Below are 21,161 nucleotides of genomic sequence, written 5' to 3' on the forward strand. Positions count from 1 at the left end.
TCGCGCGTCGGTGGTCGTTGGTCGGCGGCGGTTATACCTCTTTGCCGTACCCCATGCGGGCGATACAGCCGCGCATCCCCTCCTCGTCGGGGTGTTTGTGGAGCGTCGTCGGGGTGTCACAGTAGAACGTCTGGCCGTCGTGTCGCAACGTCACCTCGTGGACGCCGCCGAGCATCTCTGCCTCGACGATCACCCGGCGGCCCTCGATCAGCGCCGTGATGATCTCGTCGGCGGTCAGTTCACCCGACTTGACGCGAAGCGGTTCCGGCATTCGTCCGGAGGTTGGACACCGGAGGTAATGATTGTTGGCGGTCTCGCCGACTATTCGAGGCCGTCGCGGTCGTGTGTGAAACTCGGACGACCGATCGAACTCCGGCCCGGCGGCTCAGCTCAGATCCAGTTTCTCGGCCGCGGTCTGCATGTCCTTGTCGCCGCGGCCACAGAGGTTCACGAGCAGGGTGTCGTGCCGGTCCTCCTCGGCCAGTTTGATCGCCAGCGCGATGGCGTGACTCGGCTCCAGCGCCGGGATGATCCCCTCCGTCTCGCTCAGTTCGCGGAAGGCCCCGAGCGCCTCGTCGTCGGTGATCCCGTGGTACTCTGCCCGGCCGAGCGCCTGCAGGGCGGCGTGCTCCGGGCCGACCGCCGGGTAGTCCAGCCCCGCGCTGACCGAGTGGTTCTCGGTGTCGTCGTCGATCACCTTCGTCTTCATCCCCTGGAAGATCTGCGGCTCCTCCTGTTTCGAGGCCGACAGCGGCGCGGAGTGTTGCCCGGAGTCGAGCCCCTTCCCGGCCGGTTCCGCCCCGTAGAACGCCACGTCGTCCTCCTTGAACGCGTGAAAGAGGCCGATGGCGTTCGATCCGCCGCCGACGCAGGCGACGCAGGCGTCCGGCAGGTCGCCGTGCATCGCCTGCACCTGCTCGCGGGCCTCCCGGCCGATCACCGACTGGAACTCCCGCACCATCCGGGGGAACGGGTCCGGGCCGACCGCACTGCCGACGAGGTAGTGGGTGTCCGCGAACGACGTGGCGTAGTCCTCCAGTGCCGCGTCCACCGCCTCCGCGAGGCCCTCGTTGCCGCGCGTGACCTCCTCGACTTCGGCTCCGAGCAGGCGCATCCGGAAGACGTTCATCTCCTGTCGCCGGATGTCCTTCCGGCCCATGTAGACCGTCACCGGCAGGTTCAGGAGCGCGCCGACCATCGCCGTGGCGGTGCCGTGCTGGCCCGCGCCGGTCTCGGCGATCAGGCGCTCTTTGCCCTGTCGCTTCGCCAGCAGTGCCTGCCCGAGCGTGTTGTTCAGTTTGTGCGCGCCGCCGTGGAGCAGGTCCTCGTGTTTGAAGTAGATGTCCGCGCCGTACCGCTCGCTCAGCGTCTCGGCGTAGAACACCGGCGTCGGTCGCCCGCCGAAGTGCTCCAGCAGGTACTCGAACCGCTCGAAGAACGCCGGATCGTCGAGTGCCTCGTCGAAGTCGGCCGCCAGTTGCGCGAGTGGTTCCTCCAGTGGCTCCGGCACGTGCCGCCCGCCGTACCCTTCGAAATCACCGTCTGTTGCCATGCACGACGCTGGGGGAAGCACCGACTAAAGTGTAGGGTGCGAGTCACACCGTCTGTGACCGGCCACGGGTGAGACACCGAGACCGACGCGACGACCCGGAAGAACCCCGTGGACAGTGCCCGGTTCGCGGGGTTCGGGACAACATCTAAAACCGACGTTCAGTATGTGTCGTGGTGGATGCGGGATCGTGGTTCGAACAGACGGGTGGCCCACCGAGAACGGCCGCGAGGCATCGACACTCGACTACCCTCCGACCGACCGGTCGCGGGAGGTGCGCGATGAGTAGCCACGGCGAGCGCTCACCGGAGGCGAACCTCTCGCTGCTGGACGCGACGATGATCGGCATGGGGGCGATGATCGGCGCGGGTATCTTCGTCCTCACCGGTCTCGCGGCGGAGATCGCCGGCCCGGCGGCCATCGTCGTCTTCGCACTCAACGGCGTCGTCACCGCCTTCACCGGCCTCTCGTACGCCGAACTCGCCGCCTCCATCCCCAAGAGCGGGGGCGGCTACGCCTTCGTCCGGGAGGTGTTCGACGACCTCCCCTCGTTCTTGATGGGCTGGATGCTCTGGTTCGCGTACATGATCGCCGGGGCGCTGTACGCGCTGGGGTTCGCACCGAACTTCGTGGAACTGCTCCACGTCTACGGGCTGACGCCGGCACCCGGTGAGATCGGGGCCATCGCGCTCCCGGCGGTTCCGGCGAGCGTCCCGCCCTCTGTCCTCTTGGCGTTCGTCGCCGTCTTCGGTCTCGTCGCGTTGAACGCCGTCTCCACCGCCGCGAGTGGGAGCGTCGAGACGATCTTCACCGCGACGAAGGTGTCCATCCTCGTCATCTTCGTCGCCTTCGGCGCGGCGTCGCCGATGTTCTCCGACGCGGAGTTCCAGCCGCTGTTCACAAACGGGGCCTACGCGGTCCTGCCGGCGATGGGACTGACGTTCATCGCGTTCGAGGGGTACGACCTCATCACGACGGTCACGGAGGAGGTGAAGAACCCCCGCGAGAACATCCCGAAGGCCATCTTCGTCTCGCTGGCGGCGACGGTGGTCGTCTACCTCGCGGTCGTCGGCGTCGCGGTCGGCACCCTCGGCGCGGAGGGCCTTGCGGCCGCGGGCGAGGCCGGTATCGCACAGGCCGCGACCGAGTTCATGCCGACCGGCATCCCGATCATCATGAACGGTGGGGCGATCATCGTCTTCGGGGCGGTGTTCTCGACGCTGACAGCCCTGAACGCGGTCGTCATCGCCTCCTCGCGGGTCGCGTTCTCGATGGGTCGCGAGGGGCAACTGCTCCCCTCGTTCGGGCAGATCCACCACCGGTTCGGGACGCCCTTCGTCGCCATCCTCGCCAGCGCGGTGGTGATGCTCGGGTCGGTCGTCCTGCCGACCGCGAGCGCGGGGAACATGTCGAGTCTGTTCTTCCTGCTCTCCTTCATCGTGGTCAACGGCTCGGTCATCAAACTGCGCCGGGAGCGGCCGAACATGCGGCGGCCCTACGAGATGCCGTACTACCCGATCCCGGCCGTGCTGGGGATCGTGCTGAACCTCGTCCTGACGGGCGTGCTCGTGGTCTATCTCGTCCAGACGGACCTGCTGGCACTCGGTCTCAGCGCGGCGTGGATGGTGCTCGGCGTCGGGGCGTACTACGGTCTCCGGCAGTACCGGGCACGCGGCGAGTCGAGTGAGGGCTCGGCGGGAGGGGCACGGCGCGACGAGGAACCAAGTAGCGGCGCGGAGACGCTCGAAGCGGAGGACGACTGACAATGGCACCATCACTCGACATCGTGATCGCGGGCGGCGGACGAGTCGGCTTCCAGACGGCAGAACTCCTCGCGGACCAGGGCCACGACGTGACGATCGTGGAACGCGACCCGGCGGTCGCGGAGCGCATCAGCGACGAGTGGCTCGCCACGGTCATCGAGGGCGAGGCGACGAACCCCGAGATTCTCGAACAGACCGACGTCGAGAACGCGGACGTGATCGCCGCACTCACCGGCGAGACGGGGCTGAACCTCGCGGTCTGTATGGCCGGGAAGGAACTGTCACCCGGCGTCCGCACGGTCGCACGCATCGACCGCGCGTCCGGCGAGTCGTACCTCCGGTTCGTGGACTCGGTCGTCTTCCCCGAACGGGCGGGCGCGCGGGTCGCCGTCAGCGAGATTCTCGGGAGTGACGTGCAGACGCTGACCAGCGTCACCGGCAACCTCGACATCCTGCAGATCCGCGTCGCGGAGGGGGCACCGGCCGCCGGCAAACAGCTCTCGGCGGTCAGTTTCCCGCGCGGGACGCTCGTGATCTCGGGAGCCGACGGCGACCGCATCGCCGGCCCGCAGACGGAACTCGTCGCCGGGAAGTCGTACGTCGTCGGCGTCGAACCGGACGTGGCCGACGAGGTGATGAACCTCCTGCGTGGGTGACTCGCCTCCCGTCGACTCACACGTCTGAATCTCGCCGTCGCGCGCGACGGGCGTCGTCACCCTGTCGTCACACTGGCTGCACGTCAGAACGGGGGTGTGCCGATCCGGGTGTCGGCCACGGATCGTCAGTCGGTGGTCGGTGCGGTCGTGCGGCGCGTCTCGCTCGCGCCTGCCCCGTCGGTCGTCAGCATCCGGTAGACGCCCCACGCGAACAGCACGAGCAGGCCCGCGATCACGAGGCCCGTCCGGAGCGTCGGATCGACGGCGGGCGTGGCGACGATCTCGCCCGCGTCGTTGGTCATCGGTGCCGCGCCGTACGGCTGGCCAGCGAGTATCTCGACGACCCCGAGGACGACGACCCCGAGCATCGTCAGTGCGCCGCTGAGTCCGAGCATCGCCTTGTCGATGGTGTCGTAGTCTGACATTGTCGTTCACCTCAACCGAGCAGGTACCGCAGTTTCGGGTTCTGTTGGACGAACCGGGTCTTCTCGATGATCGCGTCGAGACCGAAGTAGCGTCCCGTGGCGAGGACCATCATGGTCACGAACAGCAGCAGTCCCATGAGGTCCGAGTTCACGAGGCCGTGGCCGAAGCCGGCGTTCCCGATCCAGAACAGGACCATGAAGAACGCCCCGAAGAACGAGGCGAGCCGGGTCAGCGCCCCGACCATCAGGCCGAGCCCGATCAGCGTCTCGCCCAGGGGGACGCCGGCCTGCAGGAACGGCCCGAGATACTCGCCCATCAGCACCGGGATCGGGCCGAGTGCGGTCCCCGTCATCCCCTTCAGGTACATCGGGGCGTAGGAGAACGCGAGGCCGTCTTCGATGAGTTTCGTCACGCCCGCGTGGAAGAACCACCAGCCCGTCAGCACCCGCACGATGGCGAGCCAGTAGGCGGTCAGTGGGCGCGAGAGCGTCAACTCGAACTCCTCGGACAGTGGATTGGCACTCTGGTATGACATCCCGCTCACCTCACACTCGGGAGTTGCGACCGTACCCCCGTATAACTGGAACCCAATTTTCACGGGATAGGAATTGACTCGGCTCCGTGTAAAAATTCCAAGCTCCTGTGTGAACGTCGCCCGCCGGCGTGTCTGTGCCCCGCACAGCCACCGGTGCGACGTTACATCGAGGAGACCGACCAGCGTCGACACAGCGCCGGAACGACCGACCAGCGTCGACACAGCGCTGGACGCCGCCGAGGCGGACACGAAACTTATGCCGGGCGTGTCCGAAGCCGGTCCGATGACAGCCCTCCCCCGACCCACCGCCCGGACACGCCTCGTCCTCGCCTTCGCCGCACTCGCCGCCCTCGTCGCGCTCTCGGGATGTTCTGCCGCCGGGTCGCTCTCGCTCGACCCGATGGAGAGCGACGCGCAGATCGGCGAGGAGGCGACCCGCGACCTCTCGCGGATCGGCGGTCCGGACGTCGAGGGCACCGAGACCCGCGACGCACTCGCCCGCCTCACGAGCGAGGAGTCGGTGGTGATCGACAACCGGACGCGACCCCCTGTCGACCCCGACCGACCAGTGCTGATGGACGGCGCGGTGTACGACCTGAACTGGACCGTCGCGGCCGAGCGTGAGGTCCCGAGTGCCACCCTCGAGGTGGACTACAACGCGACCGACACCGACGCCGAGACGGTCCGGTTCGAGAATCTCCCGCCCGCCGACCAGCGAGCGCTCGACGGACTCCTCCGGGAGACCAGTCGGCGCGTCGAGGGCCCGGAGATCGGTGGCTCTGTGATCTACGACCGCCCCGAGGAGTCGGTCCTGCTCGGCACCGAGACGCTCGTCGTCCGCGACGGACAGGAGTACCTCGTCACCGCCGAGCGTGCGGGCACGCAGACGGTCTCCGACTACCGGTACACCGCGACCCGACTCGGGTCGGCGTCCGAGTACGGCGCGTCGCTCCGGACCGAGTACGCCTTCGACCTCGGTACGGTCTCGCCCGACGAGCGGTCGATCCTCCGGAAAGCGACTGGTGACGACTACTACGCCGAGTCGGATTCCGACGAGGCGTTCGGCCGACTCGCCGAGCGGTTCCGTGCCCACGAGGGCGTCGTCGAACGGGAGGTCTCCGGCGAGTGGCTCGTCCGGTGGGACGGTCAACTGTACTACGCGGACCTGCGGTACGGCGGGTTCGTGAACTGAGTCGTCAGTTCGACTCGGAGAGAGATCGGTGGTCGGTGCCCACGATCCGACTCGGAGAGAGATCGGTGGTCGGTGCCCACGATCCGACTCGGAGAGAGATCGGTGGTCGGTGCCCACGATCCGACTCGGAGAGAGATTGGTGGTCGCCGCCTACAGTCCGACCAGATCGTCGAGTTCGACTTCTTCCACAGCGCCCTCACAGACTGCACACGCGTCGACGCGCTGGGGTGCGGGACTCCCTTCCATGTGGAGGTTGCCACAGCCGGTACAGACCTGGAACGTCGCGTCGAGCAGACACCCCGCCGTTCACCCGGTCGAGTGGTAGTTCTTGTGGCAGGTCGACCGGTCTCTCTCTCGGAGGACTCGCTCCAGTCGAAACGGTGGCGTTTCCAGTCCGCACGACTACGGGTGTCACGGGTCGACACCGTGGCCTCACACGCTCGTCGCCGGCGTGTGCAGTGGCGCGCTGTACTCGGCGCTGACGGGCGAGACCGCCGGACCAACCTATATTGACGCGCCCGTTCTCGTTACAAGTGAACACATGTCGTGGTACGCACGATCTGGCGAGAACGGAACGAGTCGTGTGTCCGATAATCGTCCGAAAAAAGTTGAAAACAGACGAAATATTGAATACCGGGCGAGTTGTCCGGAAGCTAGACAACAGATGGTGCCCAAACAGCTATTCCTCTCTTCGCCGCCGCGACCCGCCGGGTGGTCGCCGTGAGCACGCTCGTCGCGGTGGTCTCCGACCGGGGGCGACTCCGAGACACGGTGTCGTACGTCTGCAGAGAGGCACGCGACGCGACCCGGTTCGAGTCGGTCACCGTCCGGTTTCTCGTCCCCGCCGGCGGTGGCCCGGACGGCCTCCAGCGACCGGCCGCCCGGGCGCTCGCCGACCGAGTCGCCGCCCTCGCCGAGCGAGAGCCACGCGGTCGGGTCACGGTCGAGACGCAGGTGGTGACGCTCGCGGGGGAGACGCCCGCCGAGCGCGTCGACTCGCTGATCCGGACGCTCCCCCCGGAGACGACGCTCGTCGTCTCGATGCCCGCACTCGCGGAGTTCACCCCGTCGGCGGTCGCCGACGGACTCGCCCGCGCGGCCCGGTCGTCGATCAGCGTCGAGCGTGCGCCGGTCGGTCGTCGGATCGTCCGGCCGCCGGTCGCGCTCCCGCGAACGAGTCGCCGCGTCGTCGCGACGTTCGGCGTCTCGCTGGCGTTCTACCTCGCGCTGGGCGATCCGACGAAACCGTTCGACCTCGCGACCGGCGTGGCGAGTGCGGCGGTCGTCGCGGCACTCCTCTCGCGGGTCGCCTTCGAGCGTGACCCCTCGTCCGCCAGCGTCCGCCGATTCGCCCGGGCGGTCGTCTTCCTCCCGTCCCTGCTGGTCGCCGTCGTCCGTGCCAACCTCGCGATGGCGGCGGTCGTCCTCGACCCGCGACTCCCCATCGACCCCCAGTTGGTCCGGATTCCGGCACCCGAGGGGCGACTCGCCCGCGCACTGCTGGCGAACAGTATCACGCTGACGCCGGGGACGCTGACGGTCGAGGTGACCGACGACGAACTCGTCGTCCACACGCTGACCGCCGGGACTCGTGCCGACCTGCTGTCTGGCGATCTCCAGCGGGCGGTGACGTACGTGATGACCGGCGAGCGCCGGGAGTCCGAGTCGCGCGCCGGACGCCAGCCACCCGCGTCCCACAGCGGGCACCACCCGCCCGAATCGCCCGCCGACCGACCGCAGGCGAACAGTGCCGCGCTCCGCGAGGGAGGTGACTGATGGCGACCGCTCCGCTCGTCGCCGACATCCTCCTCGCGGGAGCGGCCGTCATCGTCACCCTCGGGGTGGTCCTGCTCGGTCGGATCGTCCTCGGGCCGACGACCCCCGACCGGGTCGTCGCGGTCAACGTCGTCGGCACCGCCACGGTCGTCGTCATCGCCCTCGTCGCGGCGGCACTCGACCAACCGGGCTACCTCGACGTGGCGCTGGTGTACGCCCTGCTCAACTTCCTGCTGTCGGTCGGACTAGCGAAGTTCAGCATCGAGCGCGGAGGTGTGCTGTGATGGCTGTTCCGCTCTTGTCCGCCGGTCTCACGGTCGATCCGGCCGGTCCACTGCAGGTCGCCGGCCTCTCCGCCGAGGCGGTCCTCGTCGCCCTGCTGGTCGCGGGCAGCGCGTTCTTCTCGCTCGTGGCGGTGGTCGGCTTCTACCGCCTCCCGGACGTGTACTCCCGCGCGCACGCCGCCTCGAAGAGCGAGACGCTCGGCGCGTTGCTCGCGTTCTCGGCGGCCGGCGTGGTGTTCGGTCTCGGGCAGGCGAGCCTGAAACTCGCCTTGCTCGCGCTGTTCGTCCTCGTCACCGGGCCGACTGCGGCCCACGCCGTCGTCCGATCTGCCGCCGACGCCGGCCGCACGCCGTGGACCCGAGAGACGGGGATCACCGACGGCGGCGCGTCGACCGACGACGCCGGCGTGGCGGAGACGCCGACCGACACCGGGGAGGCGGACCGATGACCCTGCTCGCCGAGTCGGTGCTGATCGTCGCCCTGCTGACGTTCGTCGTCTGCGTCGCGGCGCTGACCGCGGTCGTCCGCGACGTGCTGACCGCGGTCGTCGTCTTCGCGGCCTACAGCCTCGGACTGGCGATCATCTGGGTCGTCTTCCGGGCACCCGACGTGGGCCTCACCGAGGCCGCTGTCGGTGCGGGCGTGACGACCTCGCTGTTCATCCTGACGATCAGCCGGACCGTCCGGCCGTCCAGCGACCGCGTCGTCGTCCGCCGGCGATCCATCAAGCCGGTCTCGGTCCTCGTCGTGGTCGGGGTCGTCGCCGGACTCCTGTTGACCGTGCCGGCACTCCCGGCCGTCGGTGCGAGCGAGACCCCGGTGTTCGGGCCCGTCACGGAGTACTACCTGACGGACACGCCCGAGCGCGGCATCGACAACGCCGTGACCGCCGTGCTGGTCGTCTACCGTGGGTTCGACACCTTCGGCGAGGTCGCGGTCGTGTTCGCGGCCGCCGTCGCCACTCTCGCGGTGCTCGGCCGGGAGGTGGTGGCGTGAGTCACACGCCCTTCACCGACAGTCCGGTCGTCACGACGACGGTCAGACTGCTCTCCCCGTTCGTGCTCACCTTCGGCCTGTTCACGATGTTCCACGGGACGACCTCGGTCGGCGGCGGCTTCCAGGGCGGCGTCGTCGCCGCGGCGATGGTCATCACGGTCGCGTTCGCACTCGGGTTCGCACCGACCGCGAACTGGATCGACGCCCGGGCTCTCGGCGCACTCGTCGCCAGCGGCGTCGTCGTCTTCGGCGTCGTCGCGCTGGCAGGACTCGCGTTCGGCGGCGCGTTCCTCCAACTCGACGTGCTACCGATCCCGAACGCGACCGTCTACGCGACCGAGGCAATCGAGGTCGGCATCGGCGCGACCGTCGGAGCCGTCATCGTCGTCCTGTTCGTCCGGATCGGCGAGGGGAACACCGAGACGACCGAGACCGTCTCGGCCGACTCCGCGAGACCGCCCCACGGCTCCGACGCCAGCGAGGAGGCCCGCGGTGAGTAGCCTCCCGTTCGGCGTCGACCTCTGGGCGGCCCACGTCGCGTACGTCCTGCTCGTCGGCATCGGCCTGTTCGTGCTGATCAACGACGACGACCTCGTGAAGAAGGTGATCGGCCTGAACATCTTCCAGACGGGCGTGTTCCTCTTCTTCGTCACCAGTGCCTACCGCGTCGGGGCACAGCCACCGCTGGTGACCGGCGAGGGACCGTTCGCCAGTCCGCTCCCGCAGGTGTTGATCCTGACGGCCATCGTCGTCGGCGTCGCGGTCACGGCGGTCGCACTGGCGCTGATCGTCCGCATCTACGGCGAGTACGGCACGCTCCGCGAGGACGTGATCCGACAGCTCCGGGAGGAGGGACGGTGAGCGTCCTGCTCGCCCTGCTGGTCGCGGTCCCCCTGCTGGCCGCAGTCCTCCCGCTGTTCCTCGCGCCGTGGAACCGCCGGGTCGCTCGTGGGGTCGTCCTCGCCGCACTCCTCGCACAGATCGCACTCGCGGGTGGGCTCGCGTGGCGGGTCCTCACGGGCGGCGCGACGACCTACGTGATCGGGGCCATCCCGGCGTCGTTCGGCATCGGGCTGGCGGGTGATCGGCTGACAGCCGTACTCGTGGTCCTCGTCGCGCTGGCCGGCCTCGGCGCGTACCTCGTCGGCGGCATCGACCGGGGGCCGGCCGGGAGTCTCTGGCTCCTGCTGGTAGCCGGGTTGACCGGCGTGGTCGTCACGGCCGACGTGTTCAACCTCTACGTCTTCCTCGAGATCTCGGGGCTGGCGGCCTACGCGCTCGTCGCGTCGGCGCGGGACGTGGACGCGGCGGTCGCCGCCTTCACCTACCTGCTGGTCGGCACCGTCGGCGCGACGCTGTACCTGCTCGGCGTCGGCTACGTCTTCGTGGCCACCGGGACGCTGGCGATGGCCGACATCGCCGTCGCCCTCCCGACTGTCGGCTACGACTCGACGCTCGTGATCGCCGGCTTCGTGCTGATGGCGGTGGGGCTGTCGGTGAAGCTGGCGCTGTTCCCGCTCCACTCGTGGAAGCCGGCGGCGTACGCCAGCGCGCCCCCCGCCGTGGCCGCGATGCTCGCGGCGCTCGGCTCGACGGTCGCGGGCTACGCGCTGCTCCGCCTGACCTACGGCGTCTTCGGTGTCGCGTTCCTCGGTGCGGTGCCCACGGTGCAGGTCCTGCTCGTGGTCGGCGGTCTCGTCAGCGTCGTCGCCGGCGGGGTGCTCGCGCTCCGGGCGACCGACGTCCGTCGACTGCTCGCCTACTCGTCTGTCTCGCAGTTCGGCCTGTTCGCGGTCGGGTTGGCGCTCGCAACGCCGCTCGCGGTCGCCGGGGCGCTCGTCACTCTCGTCGGTCACGCGGTGGCGAAGGGCGGTCTGTTCGTCGCGGCCGGTGCGCTGGCCCGCGCTGGCGACCTCCGGACCCTCGACGACTACGCCGGCCTCGGGCGGCGTGCCCCGGTCGTCGCCGGCGCGATTGCACTACTCGGGACGAGCCTCGTCGGTCTCCCGCCGACGGTCGGCTTCGCCGGGAAGTACCTGCTCGCGCTCGGCGGCCTCGAACAGGGGTCGGCGCTCGGCCTGCTGTCGGCCGGGATCGTGGTCCTCAGTACCCTGCTGTCGCTGGCCTACGTTGGCCGCCTCGTGGAGCGTCTCTACCTCGGCAGTCCGCCGGGTGCCACGCCAACCGAAAGCGAGTCGGCGACCGACCGCAGGGAGGGAGCCGACGCGGCCACCGACGGCGGCGTCTCTCCGTCGGCCGACGGCGGTGTCTCCGACACCGACGCGGACGCGTCGCAGGCCGGCGGTGACGACGGCGTCGACCCGATCAGCCCGGCGACCCCGGCGCTGGTCGTCCTCGTCGTCGCCGCCGTCCTCGTGCTGGCACTCGGCCTCGGGTCGTCGGCACTGACCGACTGGCTCGCACCGGTCGTGGAGGGGTGGCTGTGACCGACTCACTGCTTCCCGTGCTCGCCGTGCTCCTCCCGGCACTGGCGGTCCCGCTGATCTACGCCACCGGCTCTCGACCGAACCTCCGGGAGACGTGGACCATGCTGGCGGCGCTCGGGACCTTCGCGGTCGTCGCGGTCATGGTCCGGTCGGGCGAGACGCTCGTCACGCCGCTCGGCTCGTTCGCCGGCTTCGAACTCGGGTTGCGAGCCGACTCGGCGGGCCTGCTCTTCGCCCTGCTGGCGTCCACGTTGTGGATCGCGACCAGTCTCTACAGCGTCGGCTACATGCGCGGACTGGACGAACACGACCAGACGCGCTACTTCGCCGCCTTCGCGGCCAGCATCGCCGCGACGATGGGCGTCGCGCTGTCGGCGGACCTGCTGACGCTGTTCGTCTTCTACGAACTGCTGACGCTGGCGACCTACCCGCTGGTCGCGCACGCCGGCGACGAGGAGGCCCGCAGCGCGGGGCGGCAGTATCTCGGCTACACCCTCGGCGGCGGCGTCCTCGCGCTTGGTGGCATCCTGCTGGTGCAGGTCGCGGCGTCGTCGGTGGCGTTCGTCCCCGGCGGCATCGGGGCGCTGGCGGTCGCGGACCCGACGCTCGGCCGCGTGGCCTTCGCCCTGCTGGTCGCCGGCTTCGGCGTGAAGGCGGCGGTGATCCCGTTCCACACGTGGCTCCCGACCGCGATGGTCGCCCCGACGCCCGTCTCCGGCCTGCTCCACGCGGTCGCGGTCGTCAAGAGCGGTGCCTTCGCCGTCACCCGGAGCGTCCTGTACGTCTTCGGCCCGGAGACCGCCGAGGCGCTCGGGACGGCGCTCCCGCTTGCGATCTTCGCGGCGGCCACGATGATCCTCGCGGGCGTCGTCGGCCTCCGACAGGACAACCTCAAGCGCGGACTGGCCTTCTCGACGATCAGCCAGTTGTCGTACATCGTGCTCGGCGTCGCCCTGTTGACGCCGGTCGCGGCGTTCGGGGCGCTCTTGCACGTCGTCGCGCACGCATTCATGAAGATCACCCTGTTCTTCGCGGCGGGGCTGATCTACGTCGAGACGGGCGAGAAGTACGTCTCGGACCTCGCGGGCGTCGGTCGCCGACTGCCCCTGACGATGGCCGCCTTCGCCGTCGCCGCCGCCGGCCTGATCGGCTTCCCACTGGTCGCCGGCTTCGTCAGCAAGTTCCACCTGCTGGTCGGCGCGGCCGAGAGCGCGAGTCCCGTCTTCGTCGGCGCGTTCCTCGTCGCGGGGCTGCTGAAGTTGCTGTACTTCTGGCCCATCGTCTACGTGGCGTTCTTCGGCGGCGACGGCGGCCCGGCGAGTCGCCACGCCTTCGCGCCGCCACACGCTGGCGGGCACGCGGCTAACGACGCCGCGCCGACCACACACGGATCGACCGACGGCGGCGTCGACAACGCCGGCGGCGGACTCGCCGGTGACGCCTCCGCCTTCGCACCGACGACTCACCGCTGGGGCCTCGAAGCGTCGCCGTTCGTTCTCGGACCGATCCTGTTCACGGTCGGCGTGGCGGTCCTGCTGGGCCTCCTGCCGACGGCGTTCCCGTTCTGGGACCTCGCGCAGGCGGCCGTGACGGAGGTGTTCGGATGAGCGATCTCCTGCTCGCGGTCCTGGTGACCGACCTCCTCGTCGCGGTCCCGCCGTGGGTCGCGTTCCTGCTCGCGGCGCTGGTCGCGGCGGTCGCACCACGACGCGTCGGGGCGGCGGTCGGCGTCCTCGCCACCGCGCTCACGGTCCCGTGGCTGTTGCTCGCACCGAACGGGACGGCGCTCGTCGTCGCACCCTTCGGCTTCGAGCAGACGCTGTTCCGGGTGGACGACCTCACTCGACCGGTCGGCGCGGTGTTCGGCTTCGTCGCGGCGGTCGCCGTCGCGTACGCCTACGCGACCGAGGCCGACCGACGGACGGTCGCCTACGCGCTGGCGTACATGGGTGCCTCGGTCGTGGCGGTCCTGGCCGGCGACTGGCTGACGCTCCTCGTCGCGTGGGAACTGATGGCCGTCACCGCGACCGTGCTTGTCTGGCACCACGGCGGCGATGCGGTCCGGCCGGCGTTCCGGTACGCGGTCTACCACCTTTTCGGCGGGATGGCGCTCGTCGCGGCGGTCGTGCTCCACTACGCCGCGGTCGGCACCTTCACGTACACCGGCGGGTTCACCGACGGGCTTCCGACCCTGCTCGCGCTGTTCGGGATCGGTGTCAACCTCGGCGTCGTCGGTCTCCACTACTGGATCCCCGACACCTACACGCGACCACACGTCGCGGCGAGTCTCGTCCTCGCCAGCTTCACGACGAAGGTCGCGGTGTACCTGCTCGTCCGGGTGATCCCCGACGGGAACCTGGTCGTCGCGTGGCTGGGCGGCGCGATGGTGTTGTACGCCGTCACGCAGGCGATCCTCCAGACGGACGCCCGGCGACTCCTGTCGTACCACATCGTCTCGCAGGTGGGGTACATGGTCGCCGCCGTCGGCGTCGGTATCGCCTCGGGCACCGCCGGCGCGGTCGCTCACCTCGTGGCGAACGTCCTCTACAAGGGCCTGCTGTTCGTGATCGCCGGCGTACTGCTGTACCGGGTCGGCACCGAGTCGCTCAAGAAGCTCGGCGGGCTCGGCCGCCGGATGCCGGTCACCTTCGGCGCGTTCCTGATCGCCGCGCTGGCGATCACGGGCACCCCCGGCTTCTCCGGGTTCGTCAGCAAGGGACTCGTCACGAAGGCGGTCGAGACGACCGGCCCCGACCTGCTGTGGTGGGTCTTGGTCGTCGGCGGCGTCGGGACCGTGATCTCGTTCGCCAAGTTCGGCTACTACGCCTTCGTCCGGCCGGCACCCGACGACGCGGCGCTCACGGTCCGGCCCGCGCCGTGGTCGCTGACCGCGGTGCTCGTCGTGATGGCGGTTCCCAGTGTCGTCTTCGGCCTCGCGCCGGGCCTGTTGCTCGACGCGATGCCCGGCGACCCGACCGGCTTCGCCCCCTACGCGACGAGCGAACTCGCGAAGGCCGGCGCGACCCTCGCAGTCGGCGTCCTCGCGTTCGTCGTCCTGCGCGGTCCGCTGTCCCGCCTCCCGACGTGGGACGTCCACCGCGTGCTCCACCCCGCCGGGTCGGCGCTCGCGACGCGGACCGGCGACGCGACCATCGCGGTCGGTGACCGGGCCGACCGACTCCTGACAGCCGCGTTCGGACTGGCCGGTCGGCTGGTCCGAGTCGCCGGCTCGCCTCGACTCGGGTCCGGTCCCGACGTGGCCGCCGGGCGGCTCGGCCGAGCACTGGTGATCGTCGCCGGCGTCCTCGCGCTCGCCCTCCTCGTCTCACAACTCCCGATCGCGTGAACCTCACACCCGACTCCGGCTCCGGGCCGAACTCCGACCGCGACGCGTCCCTCGCGTTCCTCGGCGACAGCGACGGCCCGGTCATCGAGATCACCCCCGGAAACTCGATCACGGTTCAGGACTTCGTGGACGAGTGTCTGGCCGTGTTGTGCGGCGAGGACGAGTGTCTCCGTAGAGTCGGACCGGTTCGGGGTCTCGGTCGTCACTCGCGCAGGTCGTGATACGTCCCGCGAAGCGTCACGGGCGTCACGTCCGCGACACCGGCCGCCTCGGCCTGCGTCACGCCGCCACACGAGTCGACCGTCTTCGCGGCCGTGTAGAGACACGCCGCCGCCACGCCACTCGGATTCCGACCCGAGGTCAGCCCGCGCTCCTCGGCCTCCGAGACGAACTCGCGCGCCCGGCGCTCTACGCGCGTCGAGAGGTCCAGTTTCGAGGCGTACCGCGGGAGGTACTCGGCCGGATCGATGGGACCGACCGGCAGGCCGAGTTCGCGGTTCAGCGCGTCGTAGGCGGCCTTCAGTTCCGCGGCGGTCCCACGTGAGTTCCCGGCCACCTCGTCCATCGTCCGGGAGACCGACGCGACCCGACAGGCGGCGTAGACCGTCGCGGCGGCGAAGCCCTCCAGCGAGCGCCCGCGCAGGAGGTCCTCGTTCTGGGCCGACCGGAACAGCGAACAGGCGTGATCCTGCACGCGCTCCGGGAGCGAGAGCGCGCCGACCAGTCGCTTGATCTCGGTGAAGGAGTAGACCTGATTTCGATCTTGTTTGGTCGGAATCCTCGCCCGGTTGTGTTGTCTGCGCAGGCGGGCGAACTGCCGGCGCTTCCGACCCTTCAGCTTCGTCGAGCGACCGATCTCGGTGGAGAGCCCTCGGTCGTGTCGAGACCGGGTGAGCGGCGCGCCGGTGCGTTCGGGGTTGGTGTCGTCGTCCGCGAAGGAGTGCCACTCGGGACCACGGTCGATGCGGTCCTCGGAGACCACGAGGCCGCAACTCGCACAGCAGGTCTCGTCGCCCGCGCTGTTCAGTCGTCCGTCGCACTCGGGGCAGGTCCGCGTCGCCTCTGCGGTGCGTGCCTGACTCATCACATGCGAAGCTTCGGCCCGATGGATTATTTAAAGAGGTGCGGTGCGGGCGGAGATCCGGCCGAGGGTGGCGGACGAACGTATCGGTGACCGATACGTTCTGGGTGTGCTGGGGTGATGCTGTCGAGTCACTCGGGGTGATCCCGTCACTTGGAGGAGATTCAGGAATCGACATTTGTATTAAATCCATAACATAAAATGGAGTGTCCTTCTCAGAATAAGGCACCACCTGTCAGCAAATCCAAAAAGAATATAAAGGATTGAGAAATACATTGATAATATGCGATTTGAGCCGGCAACAAAAAGAAAATTTCTGAAATTGAGCGCTCTATGCTCAATCCCGATTGTCTCTGGTTGTATTGGGCTATCGGAAAGCACAGGAATTGTTCTGAATTTAGTTAACAATGATAGTGTGAGCCACTCCTTCCAAGGAAAGCTAAAAATTAAAGAAAATAAAGAAATACTGAATTTTAATTTGGCTGTGGGTGGTTCAGAGCCGAATACTGCTAGTAAGGCACGAATCGAACTGAAGCGCGAGATCAAGATGGATACAGAAGCACACCTAGAAATCACCATAGATGGTAACAAACATGATTCCAAATTTTTGATCGACAGCCAGCCACAAGAATTAATATCTGTGAATGTGCTCTCAAATAAAACTGTAGAAATAAATAATTCTGGTGCTGTATCCTAGCTGATAGCCTCGTAAGAGGCAAACCCGATTACACCCGGTGCAACTGTTTTGTATCTCTCATAGTTGATACTACAACTACAGTAGGTCTGGCCGGTTTCACGGTAGAGGAACGTGTACTCAGGTTGGTACTTGATACTGTGTGTCCCATCAGCATACTCGTTTTTTACGGCACACGAAACTTGGGCACCGCGTGCTTCATCAGTTTCAAGCGGCAGATCATCGTACTCGCCAGTTACGTCGACATCCCAAGTCAGTTTGCTTGCGTTATTTTCTTGATTAACGTACGTGTTAGAGCCGTCTCCGGAGATCAAGTAATCCCCGACAGCAAATCCGATGTCAGTATATAAGCCGCCGACGTTACTGAGAATGTCCATAGCTAGACCTAACTCTGTATTCTCTGAGTCGTCCTCTCCGTCCTGTGGTTCAGGGAATTTAAGATAGATTTGACTGTCGTCTTCTGCGTCAGCCAGCTCAACAACAAACCTGAAATTGTGCGGCTCGGGTTGATATGTGTCGTTCTCTTGGCATACATCGATGACCAGATTCTCAGGTCGCTCTCTGAAGTGGAAGAAAAACCGCCAGATGTTACTTCCATTTTGATCGATCTGGTTCCATTCTTCTGAGGTTGATCCAGACGCGTTTACACCGTATGCTGCCGTCCAGTCCGAATCAGAAGCGCCCGAACATACGCCAGACATCGAGTCGCTCCAGTCGTACGCGTCAAGATCACCGTGGTCTTTGCTCATTGTGGCACCTCCTTCTCCGCTATATCCATAAGTCGATCCAGCGACGAATCAGTAGGTAGGCCCTTTTCAGGAATTCTGAACGAGTGGGGACTTTCAGTCCACCGCTTATCCGGCTTTAGTGCTGATAATTCAGCAATAGGATTGAATTCGTCGTCAGTGGTTAGGACAAACCCGAGCTGGCCGTGTTGTGTTCCGGGTCGAGTAACTGTGCCGGAGTAATGATGGTTTCCTATCTTTACTTCCCTCATGTCGAGCTTGATCGGTAGTCCATCTTCATCTGTGAACTCAGGCCCGCCAATTAGTGCGCGTCGTCGAATTGCGGTAGAGGTTTCATCAACGGTCTCCACCTCTTCCAGCGGCAGTGTGAAACCCGCAATTGATACCCTCCCACTCATTTCCCCGGATTCCTTCTTGATCTTCCCCGAAACCACGCCTGCTGGCTTGTGCGTAAGCGTATCATAGCTGAAGCCCCTCACCTTACCAGCGCCTTGGCTATCTGGAATAGCTTTCACGCTACTCGGAACTCCAGAGATCACTGCACCACTCCCCAAGAGCCCTAATACGGTTCTCCTCTCTGCTTCTTTCATGTCTTTTCCAGACATCATTTCCAAATTTATCCACACAGTAATAAGCTATTCTGTTGAAAATAATATATAGTATATTTAATATTTATATGAATGTTCAAATAATTGATATTTAAAATTTATTATTGGGGGAACATCATACGACTTCTGAGCTGTGACACAGGACGTCACCAAGATGTGCCAATTGTCCACATGTAGCGTATTACTAACAGAAGTTCGCAATTACAAAAATCAGACACACCATACCCCGGAGTTCAGTTCCGATTCAGACAATCTTAACACGCGAGAGGCCCGAACGACAGTCCATGAGTAAGTACGACGACGAGTGGCGCTCGGAGCAGCTCAGTCTCGACGCCCTCGACCAGAACGCGCGCGACGACTCCCCGCACGGCGAGGAGTTCGACTACGCCGAGGCCTTCCAGTCGCTCGACCTCGACGAAGTGAAGTCGGACATCGAAGACGTGCTGACGACCTCCCAGGACTGGTGGCCGGCGGACTACGGCCACTACGGGCCGCTGATGATCCGGATGGCGTGGCACAGCGCCGGCACCTACCGCGTCAGCGACGGCCGAGGTGGTGCTTCCGAAGGCGCACAGCGACTCGCGCCGCTCAACAGTTGGCCGGACAACGCGAACCTCGACAAGGCACGACGCCTCCTGTGGCCGGTCAAACAGAAGTACGGCGAGAAGCTCTCGTGGGCCGACCTGATGATCCTCACCGGCAACGTCGCACTGGAGTCGATGGGCTTCGAGACGTTCGGCTTCGCCGGTGGCCGCGAGGACGCCTTCAAACCCGACGAGGGCGTCGACTGGGGGCCGGAAGCCGAACTCGACACGAACGAGCGCTTCGACGAGGCCGGCGGCATCCAGAAGGGACTCGGCGCGTCCGTCATGGGACTCATCTACGTCAACCCCGAGGGGCCGGACGGCCAGCCGGACCCCGAGGCGTCGGCGAAGAACATCCGGCAGACGTTCAGCCGGATGGCGATGAACGACGAGGAGACCGTCGCGCTCATCGCCGGCGGGCACACCTTCGGGAAGGTCCACGGCGCGGACGACCCGGACGAGCACGTCGGCGCGGAACCCGAGGCGGCGGACATCGAAGACCAGGGCTTCGGCTGGGAGAACGACCACGGCGAGGGGAAGGCCGGCGACACTATCACCAGCGGCATCGAAGGGCCGTGGACGCAGTCGCCGACCGAGTGGGACATGGGCTACCTCGACAACCTGCTCGACTACGAGTGGGAACCGGAGAAGGGGCCCGGCGGCGCGTGGCAGTGGACGCCGACCGACGAATCGCTCCACGGGAGCGCCGAACCGGCCCACGGCGACGAGGGGACGACGCCGATGATGCTCACGACCGACGTGGCACTGACGCGTGATCCGGACTACCGCGAGGTCGTCGAGCGCTTCCAGGACAACCCGATGGCGTTCGGCATCTCCTTCGCCAAGGCGTGGTACAAGCTGACCCACCGCGACATGGGCCCGCCGGAGCGCTTCCTCGGTCCCGAGGTCCCCGAGGAGGAGATGCTCTGGCAGGACCCGCTCCCGGACGCCGACTACGAACAGGTCGGGGACGCGGAAGTCGCCGAACTGAAAGACGCACTCCGCGAGTCGGACCTCTCCGTCTCCCAACTCGCCAAGACGGCGTGGGCCTCCGCGTCCACGTACCGCGACAGCGACAAGCGCGGCGGCGCGAACGGTGCCCGCATCCGACTCCGCCCCCAGCGTGACTGGGCGGCGAACGAACCGGCCGAACTGGCGACCGTCCTCGACGCGCTCGAAGCGATCCAGGCCGAGTTCAACGACCGCGAGGACGACGTGCGCGTCTCGCTGGCAGATCTGATCGTCCTCGGCGGCAACGTCGCCGTCGAGCAGGCCGCAGAGCGGGCGGGCTACGACGTGACGGTTCCCTTCGAGCCGGGTCGCGTGGACGCCACCCAGGAGCAGACCGACGTGGAGTCGTTCGAGGCGCTCGAACCCGAGGCGGACGGGTTCCGGAACTACCGCAGCGACGAGGCCGACCGCCAGCCCGAGGAACTGCTGCTGGACAAGGCGGACCTGCTGGACCTGACGCCCGACGAGATGACGGTGCTGGTCGGCGGGATGCGCGCGCTCGGCGCGACCCACGGCGACGACGACCTAGGCGTCCTCACCGACGAGCCGGGGACGCTGACGAACGACTTCTTCCAGAACCTCCTGACGATGGAGACCGAGTGGGAGGAAGCCGACGAGGAGAACGTCTACGTCGGCCGCGACCGCGACACGGGCGAGGTCCAGTGGCGCGGCACCCGCGCCGACCTCGTCTTCGGCTCGCACTCCCGACTCCGCGCTATCGCGGAGGTCTACGGGGCCGACGACGCCGAGGCGCAGTTCGTCCAGGACTTCGTGGCCGCGTGGCACAAGGTCATGACGCTCGACCGCTTCGACCTCGAGTAACTCGCTCGGCGACCCTCCACGATTCGAGACGCCGGTCCCGACGCCGAGTCGTCGTGTCTCTCGGCGCTCACCCTCCCGACGAGACGACGAAACTTTTTAATTAGATGGGGAATCAGTTTGTCGAAAATGGGTTTGTCGGAGATCGCGGCCGGCATCGAGGTCACGGCCGAACAGGACGACCGCGGCGTGGCGACCGTCGACGACACCGAGGCGTCCCTCGTGGAGCGACTCGCGGAGTACGAAGCAGCGTTACCGTGTACCGCCGAGGCGACGGCGACCGTCCTCGAGGCACACAGCGCGGGCACGAGCGTCGGCGAGAGCGCACGCGAGGCCGGCGTCGCGCCGATGACGGCCGCGAAGGCGCTCTACCGCTGTGGCGTCGCGGGCGTCTGTCCGCTCGGACCGACCGGGCGTGACATCGTCGCCGACTGGGTGGCGGGCGAGATCGCGCGCAGTACGGCACGCGAGTTGACTGAGCCTCCGAGGCCGACTTCGCGCTGACGGCGTACGTCGAGACACACGAACCGATCTCCGACCTGTCGGGTGTCGTCGACGACGCCCTCGGCCCCTCCGGCAACGCGGCGGTCGCGAAGCGGGACGAACTCGCCGAGACGATGAGTTCGGTCGACGACCTGTTGTAGTCA

21 protein-coding genes and 1 pseudogene are annotated in these 21,161 nt (G+C 67.0%); 15 read left to right on the top strand and 7 right to left on the bottom strand.

Annotated features, from left to right (window positions below; all coding sequences use genetic code 11):
• Positions 1-31 precede the first annotated feature (31 nt).
• Together LI337_RS14815 and trpB are read right to left on the bottom strand one after the other, a co-directional pair.
• Positions 32-271 (bottom strand): DUF8001 family protein, encoded by a 240-nt coding sequence (locus LI337_RS14815; protein ID WP_227230662.1) that lies wholly within the window; start codon positions 269-271, stop codon positions 32-34.
• Between the two features lie 114 nt (positions 272-385).
• Positions 386-1,552, bottom strand: a complete 1,167-nt coding sequence (trpB, locus tag LI337_RS14820) for a tryptophan synthase subunit beta (protein ID WP_227230663.1) — start codon at positions 1,550-1,552, stop codon at positions 386-388.
• 278 nt (positions 1,553-1,830) lie between these two features.
• On the opposite strand from trpB, the gene LI337_RS14825 reads away from it, so the two are divergent.
• Entirely contained in the window at positions 1,831-3,312 is a 1,482-nt protein-coding gene (locus LI337_RS14825) for an APC family permease (protein ID WP_227230664.1), read from the top strand.
• Positions 3,313-3,314: 2 nt separating this feature from the next.
• A complete protein-coding gene (locus tag LI337_RS14830) occupies positions 3,315-3,968 on the top strand; it encodes a potassium channel family protein (protein WP_227230665.1) in 654 nt (217 codons plus the stop codon).
• 125 nt (positions 3,969-4,093) lie between these two features.
• On the opposite strand, the gene LI337_RS14835 is transcribed toward LI337_RS14830, so the two are convergent.
• Entirely contained in the window at positions 4,094-4,393 is a 300-nt protein-coding gene (locus LI337_RS14835; RefSeq protein WP_227230666.1) for a hypothetical protein, read from the bottom strand.
• An 11-nt stretch (positions 4,394-4,404) separates the two neighbouring features.
• Positions 4,405-4,929 (bottom strand): DoxX family protein, encoded by a 525-nt coding sequence (locus LI337_RS14840; RefSeq protein WP_227230667.1) that lies wholly within the window; start codon positions 4,927-4,929, stop codon positions 4,405-4,407.
• Positions 4,930-5,212: 283 nt separating this feature from the next.
• On the opposite strand from LI337_RS14840, the gene LI337_RS14845 reads away from it, so the two are divergent.
• From LI337_RS14845 to LI337_RS14890, 10 genes are all read left to right on the top strand, one after another.
• Positions 5,213-6,121: a hypothetical protein gene (locus LI337_RS14845; protein WP_227230668.1), complete on the top strand. Its 909-nt coding sequence runs from the start codon at positions 5,213-5,215 to the stop codon at positions 6,119-6,121.
• Between the two features lie 720 nt (positions 6,122-6,841).
• Positions 6,842-7,897 carry a Na+/H+ antiporter subunit E gene (locus LI337_RS14850; RefSeq protein WP_227230669.1) on the top strand — a complete coding sequence of 352 codons (1,056 nt, stop codon included), beginning with the start codon at positions 6,842-6,844 and terminating at the stop codon, positions 7,895-7,897.
• Positions 7,897-8,181 carry a monovalent cation/H+ antiporter complex subunit F gene (locus LI337_RS14855; RefSeq protein ID WP_227230670.1) on the top strand — a complete coding sequence of 95 codons (285 nt, stop codon included), beginning with the start codon at positions 7,897-7,899 and terminating at the stop codon, positions 8,179-8,181. The genes LI337_RS14850 and LI337_RS14855 overlap by 1 nt, the downstream gene beginning before the upstream one ends.
• Positions 8,181-8,630: a monovalent cation/H(+) antiporter subunit G gene (mnhG, locus tag LI337_RS14860; RefSeq protein ID WP_303645262.1), complete on the top strand. Its 450-nt coding sequence runs from the start codon at positions 8,181-8,183 to the stop codon at positions 8,628-8,630. The genes LI337_RS14855 and mnhG overlap by 1 nt, the downstream gene beginning before the upstream one ends.
• Positions 8,627-9,178 (top strand): DUF4040 domain-containing protein, encoded by a 552-nt coding sequence (locus tag LI337_RS14865; RefSeq protein ID WP_227230671.1) that lies wholly within the window; start codon positions 8,627-8,629, stop codon positions 9,176-9,178. The genes mnhG and LI337_RS14865 overlap by 4 nt, the downstream gene beginning before the upstream one ends.
• A complete protein-coding gene (locus LI337_RS14870; protein ID WP_227230672.1) occupies positions 9,175-9,678 on the top strand; it encodes an MnhB domain-containing protein in 504 nt (167 codons plus the stop codon). Before LI337_RS14865 ends, LI337_RS14870 begins: the two co-directional genes overlap by 4 nt.
• Positions 9,671-10,039 carry a cation:proton antiporter subunit C gene (locus tag LI337_RS14875; RefSeq protein ID WP_227230673.1) on the top strand — a complete coding sequence of 123 codons (369 nt, stop codon included), beginning with the start codon at positions 9,671-9,673 and terminating at the stop codon, positions 10,037-10,039. Before LI337_RS14870 ends, LI337_RS14875 begins: the two co-directional genes overlap by 8 nt.
• Positions 10,036-11,625: a proton-conducting transporter transmembrane domain-containing protein gene (locus LI337_RS14880; RefSeq protein ID WP_227230674.1), complete on the top strand. Its 1,590-nt coding sequence runs from the start codon at positions 10,036-10,038 to the stop codon at positions 11,623-11,625. Before LI337_RS14875 ends, LI337_RS14880 begins: the two co-directional genes overlap by 4 nt.
• Complete coding sequence (locus LI337_RS14885) at positions 11,616-13,232, top strand: proton-conducting transporter transmembrane domain-containing protein (protein WP_380700124.1); 1,617 nt, start codon at positions 11,616-11,618, stop codon at positions 13,230-13,232. The genes LI337_RS14880 and LI337_RS14885 overlap by 10 nt, the downstream gene beginning before the upstream one ends.
• Complete coding sequence (locus LI337_RS14890) at positions 13,229-14,971, top strand: proton-conducting transporter transmembrane domain-containing protein (protein ID WP_227230676.1); 1,743 nt, start codon at positions 13,229-13,231, stop codon at positions 14,969-14,971. Before LI337_RS14885 ends, LI337_RS14890 begins: the two co-directional genes overlap by 4 nt.
• A 202-nt stretch (positions 14,972-15,173) precedes the next feature.
• Here the strand turns inward: LI337_RS14890 and LI337_RS14895 are convergent, their stop codons facing one another.
• On the bottom strand, positions 15,174-16,055 hold the full coding sequence (locus tag LI337_RS14895) for a transcription initiation factor IIB (protein ID WP_227230677.1): 882 nt from the start codon (positions 16,053-16,055) through the stop codon (positions 15,174-15,176).
• A gap of 280 nt (positions 16,056-16,335) precedes the next feature.
• On the opposite strand from LI337_RS14895, the gene LI337_RS14900 reads away from it, so the two are divergent.
• Positions 16,336-16,749, top strand: coding sequence for a hypothetical protein (locus tag LI337_RS14900; protein WP_227230678.1), 414 nt, complete (start codon positions 16,336-16,338; stop codon positions 16,747-16,749).
• On the opposite strand, the gene LI337_RS14905 is transcribed toward LI337_RS14900, so the two are convergent.
• The gene (locus LI337_RS14905; protein ID WP_227230679.1) at positions 16,746-17,495 is read right to left on the bottom strand and encodes a hypothetical protein; all 750 of its coding nucleotides are present in this window, start codon (positions 17,493-17,495) and stop codon (positions 16,746-16,748) included. The two genes, LI337_RS14900 and LI337_RS14905, sit on opposite strands and share 4 nt — an antisense overlap.
• The gene (locus LI337_RS14910; RefSeq protein WP_227230680.1) at positions 17,492-18,097 is read right to left on the bottom strand and encodes a hypothetical protein; all 606 of its coding nucleotides are present in this window, start codon (positions 18,095-18,097) and stop codon (positions 17,492-17,494) included. Before LI337_RS14910 ends, LI337_RS14905 begins: the two co-directional genes overlap by 4 nt.
• A 287-nt stretch (positions 18,098-18,384) precedes the next feature.
• Here LI337_RS14910 and katG point away from each other — a divergent pair, with 287 nt between their 5' ends.
• Both katG and LI337_RS14920 read left to right on the top strand, forming a co-directional pair.
• A complete protein-coding gene (katG, locus tag LI337_RS14915) occupies positions 18,385-20,517 on the top strand; it encodes a catalase/peroxidase HPI (protein ID WP_227230681.1) in 2,133 nt (710 codons plus the stop codon).
• 126 nt (positions 20,518-20,643) lie between these two features.
• Positions 20,644-21,158, top strand: a pseudogene (locus tag LI337_RS14920) (DUF7858 family protein).
• Positions 21,159-21,161 lie beyond the last annotated feature (3 nt).

The organism is Salinirubrum litoreum (assembly GCF_020567425.1).
In the GTDB taxonomy this organism is placed as follows: domain Archaea; phylum Halobacteriota; class Halobacteria; order Halobacteriales; family Haloferacaceae; genus Salinirubrum; species Salinirubrum litoreum.